The sequence below is a fragment of the Acinetobacter bereziniae genome (assembly GCF_016576965.1).
Classification (GTDB): domain Bacteria; phylum Pseudomonadota; class Gammaproteobacteria; order Pseudomonadales; family Moraxellaceae; genus Acinetobacter; species Acinetobacter bereziniae.
In genome coordinates, this window is the sequence record NZ_CP066119.1 from 2,715,644 (window position 1) to 2,728,769 (window position 13,126).

The window sequence follows — 13,126 nt, forward strand, 5'->3', positions numbered from 1 at the left end:
AAAACATCGTCATATCTATTCAGTCTTGTAGAATGATATGATGAGAAATTGATTAAATTTGATGTACATCGCTTCTTATTCACACTGTCATCGTTTTAATGTAAATGTCCGTTTAGCGCAGAGTAAAGTAAAATGAAACCACAAATAAAATTACGTGATCAATATGCCTTTATTTTCCCAATTCAAACACGTTGGGCTGACAATGATATTTATGGTCATGTGAATAATGTAACCTACTATAGTTATTTCGATACCGCAGCCAATGCATTATTAATTCAAAAAGCGGACTTTGATATCCATCAATCGCCGATCATTGGCCTAGTTGTAAATTCTTCTTGTGATTTTTTTCAAGAACTCACTTATCCCGAAATTATTGAAGTAGGCGTTGCCATTTCAAAAATAGGAAACGCTTCACTGACTTATGATTTAGCAATTTTTAAACAAGGACAAAGCCAAGCTTCAGCTCAGGGGCAATTTGTTCATGTATTTGTCTCTCGTGAGACAAAAAAAAGCACCCCAATCCCTCAAGATATGCGAGATGCTTTGCAGATTTATCTTAGTGAATAATTCATTTTAAGCTCTATAGCTAAGCCAGATCGAATAAACTATATTTCAAAGATAATATTTTAAGCTAAAGTATTTTGATCCCAAAAAGCCTGACTGACTTCAGGCATTTGATTTAACATTTCAATAATGGGCTGAATTTCTTTTTCCTCAACCGAGTTTGCAATCAAAATTGCCTTAATCTCAACATCTTGTTCTCCAAAAGGCTCTACGTCAAAATCTTTGGCTGGAAAGTGATAATGCTTTAAAGCTTTACTCAACTCATCCATAACATACTTACTATGTTCTTTTTGACACACCACATAAATTTCATGTTGCATTTCTGACTCAACATTGAGTGGCTTGCGGTCGATAATATGACCAATCGGACGTAGCAAAGTATTTGCAGCCAAAATAAAGAGTGTTGCCAATAATGCTTCAACAATACGATCACAGCCTGCTGCTGCACCCACGGCGGCAGAACACCATAGCGTTGCAGCCGTATTCAGACCTTGAATATTACCCTCTTGGCGCATAATCACGCCTGCACCTAAAAAGCCAATACCAGAAACAACATAGGCAATTACTCGAACAGAACCATCAGCGCCAGTTAAATTATTGGCAATATCAACAAAAATAGCAGCACCCACAGCCACCAAAACATTGGTTCTCAAACCAGCTGTACGTTGTCGATACTGTCGCTCAAATCCAATCAAACCACCTAAAATAAAGGCAGAAAAAAGACTAATCAATGTATCAAGCATGTTTGTTAATTCTAAATGTTGCATAAATTGGAGTTGCATCTATACGCTCCACAGTTATTTTAATTTATGGTCTATATCTTTGATATCTCATGAATAACGGAATAAAAATCCTTCACTGTTTTATCACATGCAAATGACAAAAGTATTGCAAAGTATTAAAACTCAACACTTTAAAGATTTTCAATTTCAAAAAATCAGTTAGATATAAATAGTCTGATATTTGAACCAAAGTTGCCTTCTTTACATTAGGGGCTGTGGACATTTCATAAATGGCTTGCGTTGTAGGTTAAAATTGAGCAGGCATGAGGAGTATACTCCGCAAGGAAATGAAGAGAATAGCGAGACTATTCTTAAGTTTCATAACGTAACCTGAGATAATTTTAACCACAGCCCCTAATAACAGGACGATAAAACGAGAGATATAAAAACAGACCTTGAGTAGGCATTTTATTTAAGGAGGAAATGTAATTTAAAAATAGAAATGCAATCTTATTGCAAGACAACATTCTCAAAAGTACCTTGCTTAATAAGTTAGAATCACTATAGATAAACTACAGCACCTCGACGAACTATTTGGCATTTTTAGATACCCCTTTGTTGAAATTGGCGCGATTATAACCACAAAGTCATTAAATAAAAACCGCATTTTTTAATTGATATTTATTTTATAAGATCATTCAACAATATTAAAATTTTGTATGCAGTCACACTTTAAGTTTTAGCCTGCCTTGTTTGATGCACTGGCAACGTCCCTGTTGCACACTAAACACCACCCATCCTCTATATATGATTATATTGAATGCAGATCAAATGTTATCGAAGAATGTATTTAACTTTTGAGTTGAATATTTTCAATCTGACCATCAAATGCATCAATCAAACTTTTTACTACGGGCTCTTGTTGAAGCATTTCAGCTGCACGATCAAAAGCACGCACTTTACGTTCTTTTTGCATCATATACGGTGTAATCGACTCGACCTCACCATACTGAACTGTAAATATCGTTTGTGACCATTGTTGCTTTAAAGCTGCTTCTAGATCATGTTGCGCTTGATTCAGTAATTTTTCATATTTTGGTGAAGTTTGAAAAATAGACTGACCATTAATCATACCCATCATCAAACCATGTTGTGCCAGTTCTTGAACAGCAGGAGAAAGCGAGCTGTTTCTAAACCAATATTCCCATTTATCAACAGTCCAATCTCCTTCTAAATCTTGAGATTGTAACGTTAATATTTGTTGCGGTGTTTGCGCATTATCAGAGGAGCCTAATTGATTCTCAGACTTAACCACCTGAACTTGATTTTCACTTGGCTGCTGTTTTTGGATAGCTTCAGCATTTTCAATATTAAGCTGTTGATCTTGTGCTTCAGGAGCTAAAAAGAACACATCCTGATTTGCTGTTGATGCTAAAGAATTTTCATTTGTACTTTGTGAATGAAGCTCAGCACCAAAGAGCGTTAAATCTGGTGCGGTAGAATCAATAGACATTTCATTTTGAACATTATGATTTGCCTGCTGATCAATGATTAGAGATGGTTCAGTAACCACAGTCTGTATTTGTGCTGTGTTTACTGTGCTATCAATATCTTCAATGAATTGCTCATTAAAAGCATCATCACTATACGGCTCATGATCTTCAATAATCTGCTGTGATAACTCATCCTCAACTGCATCAAAAGCAGGATCACTCACTACAGGGAGTGTTTGTGGCATTACAGCAAAATCAGATTTTAATGGCTCCAACTGTTGTTGAGATAGATCAGGTTCAATAGCCTCACTTTTTATATTAACTTCAGCGTCTATCTTTGCCTCATCGTCTATCTTAGTATCAATCAGATTCTGATCTTTTGCTTGTGCAAATGATTTTACAGTCTGATGAGGTTCAATATCCAAAGGTTTATCTTGAGTTTCAACTGAAAGCGCTTGCTTTTCAATATGCTGTTGTGGTTGAGAAATTACAACTTCATTGACTTGCATTGGTCTAAAAGCAAGTAAACGCAATACCGTCATTTCAAAACCTTGCTCTTGTGTCACAGCAAGTTGCAACTCAGCCCGTCCTTTACATGCAATTTGATAATAGAGCTGTAAATCTTGAGCAGAGACGATTTTCGATAACTGCATAATTTTTTGATTTATTTCAGCACTATATTTTAGGCTGAGATCTGGCAAATATTGCAACATTGCCAACTCATGTAATGTTGAAATAAATTGATCCAAAACCAGTGAAACATCTAAGGCTTGCTGTCTAAATTGTAATAACAACTGACTGACACGTTCCCGCTGATTCTGATGTATTGCCAAAATCAAATCATAAATAATGGTTCGATCTATCAAGCCCAACATTTCTTTAACATCTTGGTGATGAATTGCACCTTGACCATAAGCGATTGCTTGATCAGTTAAAGACAAGGCATCACGCAATGAACCTTGTGCAGATTCCGCAATTTGCCAAATCGCATCTTGCTCTGCTGGTATTTCTTCTTTATTTAAAATACTACTGAGGTGGTGGGTAATTTCATCCACAGCCAATGGACGTAATGTAAATTGTAAGCACCGGGAGATCACGGTAATAGGAAGTTTTTGTGGATCGGTTGTCGCAAATAAAAATTTTACATGCTCTGGTGGTTCTTCCAATGTTTTTAACAAGGCATTGAATGAGTGCGTAGAGAGCATATGCACTTCATCGATCAAATATACTTTAAAGCGACCTTGTGTAGGCGCATAAGGTACATTATCAAGCAGCTCACGGGTATCTTCAACCTTGGTTCGTGATGCTGCATCAATTTCGATGAGGTCAATAAAACGCCCTTCATTCACAGCTTTACATGTTGCACAAACTTCACAAGGTGTCGAAGTTACGCCAGTTTCACAGTTTAAACATTTTGCTAAAATTCGCGCAATTGTGGTTTTTCCGACTCCACGTGTTCCTGTAAATAAGTAAGCATGATGTAAACGTCCACGATCTAAAGCACTGGTCAGCGCACGAGAAACGTGGTTCTGTCCGACCAATTCATTGAAGTTGCGTGGGCGATATTTACGTGCAAGTACCTGATACATGGAAGCTCCTAGTTACAGGTCTAAGGATACTGTTTTTTTGACAATTAGTGAATGAAGAACTGTAGAGTTATTTTTTATTAGAGATAATTCGATCAATTTCTTCAAATTTGACGATTTTAATGACATTTCTTGAACTTTGTTGTAAGAGAATTAGCTTGTCTTGGCTTCCATCTAAAACATACCAATTTATAAGTTCTTTGTCATTTTTCAACTTCGCAACCGGCAATTTTTCAATATCATTTAATTTAATTTGTGCAGAGAAACAAGTTGTTAATGCAAAAAAGACAATGAATACAAATAGTTTAAGCTCTTTATCTTTTTTTATTTCCTTATTTGTGAATATTCCTAAGGTCAATCCAATGAGAAAACTATTCCACAGCATTGAATTGAACTTAATCAAACCAAACAAGGTAAATAAAACAACGATAATGGTGCAAATGACAATGACAAATGTTGTTTGCCAAAATTGAAATGATTCATTTTGTTTAAAAATTTCTTTATATTTACAGTCAGTTAAAATATTTTGAGTGGATAATTTGAAACGTTTTTTCTGTCTAAACTTATATGATTTTTTAATCATCCATTTAAATATATCCATTAAAAAGCCAACAACAAGAATACTTCCTGCCATTAATACAAGAACTTTCAATATTTCAAAAATATAAAATGTAGGTGATAAAATCGACATGACCCAAATTGCATCTAAAGAATAATAAAAATATGCATTGGAAAATACAGATATGGTTAATGCAACAACAGACAAGACACCGAATAATTCTGTAATTGATAATTCTCTTTTTATCATTTAATTAAAATCGAAGTTAGTTTTGCACTTTTTAGCACAATGCTTTCACAGCGTAAAGTTTATGAATCCAACCAAAGTCATTTAAAAATTAAAATTAGCCAAAACTATTATCAACTTCAAATGGTAAAATGTTAGAACTCAATCAAACACTGCTATTAAGCTCTAACTACAAGACTATCAATGCAACTAATTTACTATTTGTTTCTTATCAGGTAATGCACGCCAAACAAATACTGACAAAATTAAAAACATCACACCAGAAATACTCAATACCTTACTATGCGAATGGATAAATGCTTCTGAGGCGGCTTGTTTTACTTGTTGCACCAATGCAGGATCTGCATGCTGAATCACAGACAAAGCCTCACCTATGGATGAACTTACTCCAGCTACCAAACTCTCTGGAAGTGTAGACGGTATAACAATGGATTGCGCATAGAATATAGATAACAGCAAACCAAAAATAGCAATACCTAAACCAGCACCCAATTCATACGCCATTCCCTCAATCGCACCCGCAGCAGTCGCTTTTTCTGGAGACACGGCTGACATAATTGCAGCTGTAGATGACAATAAAGCAATTTCGACGCTAATTCCCATAAACACCATCCACACCCATGCTTGAATATTTTGAGCATTAAAATCAGTCATTGCCAAACCAAAAAAGCAGACCGCACACATCAACATTCCAATTGTTGCTACAGGTCTTAAACCATAGTGATTCATTAAGATACTGGTAAAAGGACCACCGATACTGATTGCGATCATAAATGGTAAGATGAATAGTCCAGCCTCAAGTGGCGTATAACCATACACAAACTGTAATTCTTGAGAAAGCAATAATTCAAATCCAACCAATGCAATCATAGCAACCATTGCCATCACAATACTGGTTGAAATTACAGGATTCTTAAACAGAGTAAAATCAATCATCGGCTGGACCGTACGAAGTTGATGACGAACAAAACCCGTCAGCAAACCCAAGCCCACAACAAAAACCAATACTATAGACAGATCGAATGCATATATTGATGTCTTAATCGAATAGATCAACATCAATATGGCACTAACCAAGATCAAGGCTTGTAATAGGTTTAAAGGTTGATTTGTTTGTACTGTTTGTTTAGGGACTAACCATAAGGTCAAAATTAGCACAAGAATGATAATCGGTACATTGATCAGGAAAACAGCGCCGCAACTAAAGTGCTCTAAAATAAAACCACCCAGTAGTGGACCAAAGGCCGCCCCACCGCCACCGACAGTTCCCCAAATACCCAATGCGTAATTTCGTTGCTTCTCATCCAAAAAAGTATTCCGAACACCTGCCAAAGTTGCAGGTAAAATCATGGCTGCACCGACACCTAAAAATGCTCTGGCTGCTATCAACATATAGGCTGAATTCGCAAAAGCAGCCATTAAGGAAGCCACACCAAAGATACTGGCACCAATCAACATCAGACGTTTAAAACCAATCCGATCACCCAATGCACCCATTGGTAAAATCAAACCTGCCATGATTAGGGAGTAAATATCAATTACCCATAACATCTCATTGGCGGATAATGATAATGCCGTGCTCAATGTTGGAATGGCAACATGGAGTACTGTTGCATCAATTGAAACAGGTAAATAAATGAGTACGATGATTGCGAGAATCACCCATTTGCGGTACATAACACACCTAATTAAAAGTTGGACACTTGTTCAAGTGTAGCGCATTATACCCACACTTGAACAAGTGTCCAACTTTGTTTAATATCTGTTTTGTAAATTAAGTTGAAAACCAAAGTATGAATTATTTAAATCGCGAGCAACGTCGAAACATGATTTTGGATGCAGCCAAACGTTTGGCGCTTCAAGATGGACTAAATGGTTTAACGGTACGTCGAATTGCGAGTGAAGCCCAAGTTTCTACCGGGCAAGTGCATCATCATTTTGAATCCAGCTCACACTTAAAAGCAGAGGTATTCATCGCTTTAATGGATCAGCTTGATGAAGTTGAAAATCTCATTACCACAGAGAGTAGTGTCGAACGTTTATGCTTATTACTCGGTATTGAAAATATTGAACAAACCCAACCTTATTTACGTTTATGGAACGAAGCAGAAGTTTTGATTGATCAGGATCAAGAAATTAAAAAAGCCTATAATATCGCAATGGAAAAATGGCATCTTGCTTTAGTGACAACGATTGAATATGGGAGAGGTCAACAAGAATTCAAGATATCCACTTCGAGTTCAAGCCAAGATATCGCATGGCGGCTTATTGCATTTGTCTGTGGATTAGAAGGCATTTATGAATTGGGTTTAAAAGGATTGGATAATCATTCTTTTAAGCACCATGTAGAGTTGGTGCTTAAAATGGAATTATTTTAACAACAAGGATTCAATTAAAACCACCCTTTACTGCCTTTTAAAAGCTTATCCGCACAACGCAGCGTTTCCTGAGTCAATCCCCACAGACGATAGTCACCTGTGATTGAACCAATTGCAAAATTATGGGTATAAGCAAAACTGAGTTCGCGCTGCGGATCACACCAAGCTCCAGAACCATTATAACCAATATGACCAAAGCCTTGTTTTGCACGCTTCCCCATGCTAATGACACGATGATAGCCTAGACGCCATTTCATCGGAATTGGCATGACACGATCTCTCTTAATCGATTGAATTTGACTTAATTCAGCAAAAACTTCAGGGCGAATAAATACTTTTCCATCCCAAACACCTTTATTTGCCATCATGGCATAAACTTTTGCCAAACTATTTGCAGTAAATACACCATTGGCTGCTGGAATAATCGCCTGCAATCCTTGATCACTGAAAAAACTAAAATCGCGCATTCCTTTTGGCACCATCGCATCTAAAAAGTCTTGCGGATTCTGACCAGTTAATTCCACCAATTTATCTGAAAAAGAGGGTTTGCGTTGCTTGGCTTTGTTTTTAGTTGATTTACCTTCTGCTTTTTGTTCGGGTATTGCTTTCTGAATCAAACGCGCAACACGATTTAATTCGGTGTTAGGTACACCAAAATATGCACCATCAAGTTGCAGTGGTTCCACTAGGTATTTTTGCATTAACACAGTAAGTGGCTGTTGAGTTGCTTTTTCCAATACACCTCCAACCAACCAACCAAAAGTGAGTGCCTGATAAGCAATATCTGTACCTATTGCAAAACGCGGAGTCGCCTTTTCAAGCACTTTAAGCATATGCTGCCAATCCGCCATTTCCACGGCGCTGTTGATGATATTTCGGATATCATACAAGCCGCTTTGATGGCTGAGAATATGACGTAAAGTCATATTTTGTTTACCATTTTCACCAAACTCAGACCAATAATTTACAATAGGCGTATCGTAATCTAAATAGCCTTCACTCACGAGAATATGCGCTAAGGTCGCAAGAATACCCTTTCCTGTGGAATAACAAACAGATAATGTATGCTCATTCCATTGTTCTGTTAGAGATTTCTGCCCCGTATAAATATCTATAACTTTCTCTTGCTGGAAATATACAGTTAAAGCAGCTCCACCATTTTCACATCGACCATCCTGTAAACGGCTAAATTGAATTGCAAGATCTTCAAAACGCTCATCTACATAACCTTGATAATTTTTAGTATTTGCAAAAATAATATCCGTCAAGCTACTCATTTTCCTACCCTATTTTTATTCATGCCTTTTTATTAAAAAAGCCTAAATCATCTCGACTTAGGCTTTGTATTTTATCTTATAAAGTTTTCACTACACCAGATACATGCGGTTTTTGTGACTTTTGATTACGAATCAGAAAATCAGTATCTTTGCCTGATGTTGCTGTCAAGAATTCAACCGTTGAAGGTAAATACATGGGTAATTTAAAGACAACATCTGCCTCATAAGCATCTGGTAAATTCAGACTCGCTAAAACTCTTGCTTTACTCCACATCCCATGAGCAATCGCTTGTTTAAAACCAAAGGCTTTTGCAGTCAACGCATGAATATGAATCAGATTAAAATCGCCTGATGTGATTGCATAACGACGACCTGTATTTTCAGAAACTTCCCATACCGCAGCGACTTGGAAATTAGGCTCTTTGGACTCTTTGGCTTTTTCAGAAACCACACCTTGTGTTTTTTGACGTGCCAAATAAGTGGTTAAACCTTGCATAACGATCTCATTACCTACTTTTGCAGTAGTTACAAAATCAAATTGAACACCTTTATCATGCGGTTTTAATTCACCAAATTGACACGATAAAGTTAACTGTTCATTCACACCAATTTTACGTGTCTGTTTTACTTGGTTGCGGATATGCACCAAACCCAAAATTGCAAAAGGAAATGCTTCTGAAGTCATCATATGCATTTGCAAACTTTGTGATAAAACAGCCAAATAAATTGCTGGAATATATCCATTGTTCTTAAAACCACATACTTCATTATAAGCTTTTAAATGGTTTGGATCGATTTTAAATGAGTCCACCACATATTCAACTTGCGGTAGTACCTTTTCACCTTTTGGCTTTTTAAAAACCAAACCCTGAATGACTTTTGGATAAGCTAAATATGGTTTTGGAAGTTGACTAAAATGGCGAGTATTCATACTAGACCTTTGCAAATTAATTCTTATTAAATATTAAAAAATCCAACACTAACGTTGGAAATCACGAATTATCAGTTAGAAAATGCAGTGTTTTCATACAGAAGTTAATCAGAGGCTGATTCACATCAATGAACCACACCTCTCATTTCCTGCACATTAAAACAGGACATTGCTTTAGGGATTATGCACCCAATAAGCTTTGACCACAAACACGTACGATATTTCCATTTAAACCAGTAGAAGCTGAAGAAGCAAATAGCGCAATAGTTTCAGCAACATCAACAGGTAAACCACCTTGACTCATTGAGTTCATACGGCGACCTGCTTCGCGGATTGCAAATGGAATGGCAGCTGTCATTTGAGTTTCAATAAAACCAGGAGCAACAGCATTAATGGTAATTCCATTTTTAAGTACAGGCGCTGTAAATTTAACTAAACCGATCACACCTGCTTTAGATGCGGCATAGTTGGTTTGACCTAGGTTACCTGCAATACCAGAAATTGAAGATACACAGACGATACGACCATTGGCATTTAACCCATCATTAGACAGTAAATAATCGTTGATACGTTCAGCAGCAGAAAGATTGATGTTGATGACAAGGTCCCACATCTCTTGTTTCATATTTGCCAAAGTTTTATCTCGTGTAATACCGGCATTATGAACAATAATATCCAAACCACCGTGCTGAGCTGCAGCAGCTTTGATTTTTTCACCAGCATCTGCAGCTGTAATATCAATCGCTAAAGTTGAACCACCGATTTCACCAGCAACGCGGTCTAGATCTGTTTGTTGTGGCGGTACATCTAAACAAATCACATGCGCACCATCACGCGCCAATACATGTGCAATTGCTTCACCGATACCACGACTTGCGCCAGTCACTAACGCGGTCTTACCTGCAAGTGGTTTCGCCCAATCCACATCAACAAGGTCACCTTTAGAAACACGAATCACTTGTCCAGAAACATAAGCTGAACGTGGAGAAATAGCAAAACGTAACGCTGACTCCAAGTTTTGTGCAGCATCTGCATCAACCAGAATAAGATCAGCAGCGATACCCTTTTTAAATTCTTTACCAACAGATTTAACAAAACCTTCTAATGCACGTTGCGCAATCGCCTGTTTAATCGTTGGTGCAGTTTCAGGTGTTAAACCAATGACGATAACACGACCAGAAGTCGCAATTTGACGTGCAATAGGATTGAAAAATTTGTGTAATTCTTGTAATTGTTCTGAATTTTGAATACCAGATGCATCAAATACAACGGCTTTAAACTTAGACTCTTTATCACCTTCGTTAAAAGCACCTACATTCAACCCTGATTTTGCAGCGGCTTGCTGTAGCTCTGCATTATTACCTGCATATGTATTCGCATGGATGTTACTTAAAACCTGAGCGATTTCACTGGTAAAATGTCCTTTTGGTGCTGCACCAAACAACACAGCACCCTTTACCACAGGCGTCGCAGATTCAAAGCGCTCTAATTGAATTGGTGAAGGTAAGCCTAGATTTTTAATGACAAATTTACCAATTGGAGATTTTGCAAATGCTTGGTATTGGTCAGACATGTTTGTTATCTCTCATCTCAAATTAATTTTATATAGATCATAAGTTATCTTTAAACTTCAGTGTAATATCTATGATCCATAAGTTTCTGTTAAATCATACTTGAGTTGCCAAAATGATGACTTGACCTGAAAGAATATGCAAATGTCATTTTAGTCAATTCGAGCAACCCTTGAATATGTTAATGTAAGCCCTAAGAATATTGCGAACATGCTTGGAAAAGCCTTATGAGCAAAACAACTCAAGACAATTCAAATGTTGAAAATTCTGCAACAGAATCTGTGTCAAATACATCAAAAGCTCGTACTCGTACGACCAAGACTGCAAACACAACTTCTGTAGCAGCAACTGCAGCAAGCACGACAAAAAAACCGGCTCGTGCTACAACTACAGCTTCACGTAGTAAAAGTGCTGCATCAACCACAAAAAAAGCAACCCCATCATCTACTAAAACTCAAACTTCTGGTCAACAGGACAAAACTATGAGTCAAAGCACTGTACGTCGTGTCGCAATTATCGGTGGTAACCGTATTCCTTTTGCGCGTTCAAATGGTCCATATTTCCGTGCTTCAAACATGGATATGCTAACAGCCGCTTTAAACGGCTTGGTTGAACGTTTCAACTTACAGGGTCAACGCTTGGGTGAAGTTGTCGCAGGTGCTGTTTTAAAACATAGCCGTGATTTTAACATGACACGCGAATGTGTTCTCAATACACAGCTTGCTCCTGAAACACCAGCTTACGACATTCAACAAGCGTGTGGTACTGGCTTACAAGCTGCTTTTTTGGTTGCCAATAAGATTGCATTAGGTCAAATTGAAGTCGGCGTTGCTGGTGGTGTTGATACAACATCTGACGCTCCAATCGCATTTGGTGATGGTCTGCGTAAAGCATTGCTTGAACTCAACATTGCAAAAACAGGTAAAGATCGTCTTAAAGCATTGGCAAAAATCAATGTTAAAGATTTGATGGACGCGCCAAAAAATGGTGAACCTCGTACAGGTTTATCTATGGGTGACCACCAAGCAATTACTGCTTTAGAGTGGGGTATTCCTCGTGAAGCTCAGGATGAACTCGCAGCATCATCACATCAAAAAATGGCGAAAGCCTATGAAGAAGGTTTCTTTGACGATCTAATCACACCATTCATGGGATTAGACAAAGACAATAACTTACGCCCAGACTCTTCAGTGGAAAAATTAGCTAAACTCAAGCCTGTATTTGGTAAAGGTGACGTTGCAACAATGACTGCTGGTAACTCTACCCCACTAACAGATGGTGCTTCTGTAGTACTTTTAGCTTCTGAAGAATGGGCAAAAGCCAATGGTCATGAAGTTCTTGCATATTTAACCTTCAGCGAAACTGCTGCCGTTGATTTTGTTGGTAAAAAAGAAGGTTTATTGATGGCACCTGCTTATGCCGTTCCACGTATGTTGGATCGCGCTGGCATTAAACTTCAAGACTTCGATTACTATGAAATTCATGAAGCTTTTGCATCTCAAGTACTTTCAACATTAAAAGCATGGGAAGATCCAAAATTCTGTAAAGAACGTTTAGGTTTAGATGTACCATTGGGTTCAATCGACCGTAGCAAACTTAATGTTAAAGGTTCTTCTTTAGCTGCTGGGCATCCATTTGCAGCCACAGGCGGTCGTATTCTAGCGACTGCTGCAAAACTGATTAATCAAAAAGGCTCAGGTCGTGTATTGATTTCAATCTGTGCTGCAGGTGGTCAAGGCGTAACGGCTATTGTAGAAAAATAAGTTCAATTCATCTTAAAACATAATCAAATTTAAAAA

Annotated in this window: 10 protein-coding genes; 3 read left to right on the top strand and 7 right to left on the bottom strand. The window is 37.5% G+C overall.

What is annotated here, in order from left to right; genetic code table 11:
- Positions 1-132 precede the first annotated feature (132 nt).
- Positions 133-567 carry an acyl-CoA thioesterase gene (locus I9192_RS12825; protein WP_004824257.1) on the top strand — a complete coding sequence of 145 codons (435 nt, stop codon included), beginning with the start codon at positions 133-135 and terminating at the stop codon, positions 565-567.
- Positions 568-626: 59 nt separating this feature from the next.
- Here the strand turns inward: I9192_RS12825 and I9192_RS12830 are convergent, their stop codons facing one another.
- From I9192_RS12830 to I9192_RS12845, 4 genes are all read right to left on the bottom strand, one after another.
- Positions 627-1,346 (bottom strand): MgtC/SapB family protein, encoded by a 720-nt coding sequence (locus I9192_RS12830; RefSeq protein ID WP_005032074.1) that lies wholly within the window; start codon positions 1,344-1,346, stop codon positions 627-629.
- A 790-nt stretch (positions 1,347-2,136) separates the two neighbouring features.
- Positions 2,137-4,368, bottom strand: coding sequence for a DNA polymerase III subunit gamma/tau (gene dnaX / locus I9192_RS12835; RefSeq protein ID WP_005032076.1), 2,232 nt, complete (start codon positions 4,366-4,368; stop codon positions 2,137-2,139).
- Between the two features lie 67 nt (positions 4,369-4,435).
- A complete protein-coding gene (locus I9192_RS12840) occupies positions 4,436-5,173 on the bottom strand; it encodes a hypothetical protein (RefSeq protein ID WP_005032078.1) in 738 nt (245 codons plus the stop codon).
- Positions 5,174-5,359: 186 nt separating this feature from the next.
- Positions 5,360-6,847: a SmvA family efflux MFS transporter gene (locus I9192_RS12845; protein WP_005032079.1), complete on the bottom strand. Its 1,488-nt coding sequence runs from the start codon at positions 6,845-6,847 to the stop codon at positions 5,360-5,362.
- A gap of 116 nt (positions 6,848-6,963) precedes the next feature.
- Here I9192_RS12845 and I9192_RS12850 point away from each other — a divergent pair, with 116 nt between their 5' ends.
- A complete protein-coding gene (locus I9192_RS12850) occupies positions 6,964-7,548 on the top strand; it encodes a TetR family transcriptional regulator (protein WP_005032081.1) in 585 nt (194 codons plus the stop codon).
- A 14-nt stretch (positions 7,549-7,562) separates the two neighbouring features.
- Here the strand turns inward: I9192_RS12850 and I9192_RS12855 are convergent, their stop codons facing one another.
- From I9192_RS12855 to I9192_RS12865, 3 genes are all read right to left on the bottom strand, one after another.
- Positions 7,563-8,825, bottom strand: a complete 1,263-nt coding sequence (locus tag I9192_RS12855) for a serine hydrolase domain-containing protein (protein ID WP_005032083.1) — start codon at positions 8,823-8,825, stop codon at positions 7,563-7,565.
- A 76-nt stretch (positions 8,826-8,901) separates the two neighbouring features.
- Positions 8,902-9,756, bottom strand: coding sequence for a MaoC family dehydratase (locus I9192_RS12860; protein WP_005032086.1), 855 nt, complete (start codon positions 9,754-9,756; stop codon positions 8,902-8,904).
- 181 nt (positions 9,757-9,937) lie between these two features.
- Entirely contained in the window at positions 9,938-11,329 is a 1,392-nt protein-coding gene (locus I9192_RS12865) for a 3-oxoacyl-ACP reductase (RefSeq protein WP_005032088.1), read from the bottom strand.
- Between the two features lie 225 nt (positions 11,330-11,554).
- Between I9192_RS12865 and I9192_RS12870 the strand changes: the two genes are divergently transcribed.
- Complete coding sequence (locus I9192_RS12870) at positions 11,555-13,090, top strand: acetyl-CoA C-acetyltransferase (protein ID WP_005032091.1); 1,536 nt, start codon at positions 11,555-11,557, stop codon at positions 13,088-13,090.
- Positions 13,091-13,126 lie beyond the last annotated feature (36 nt).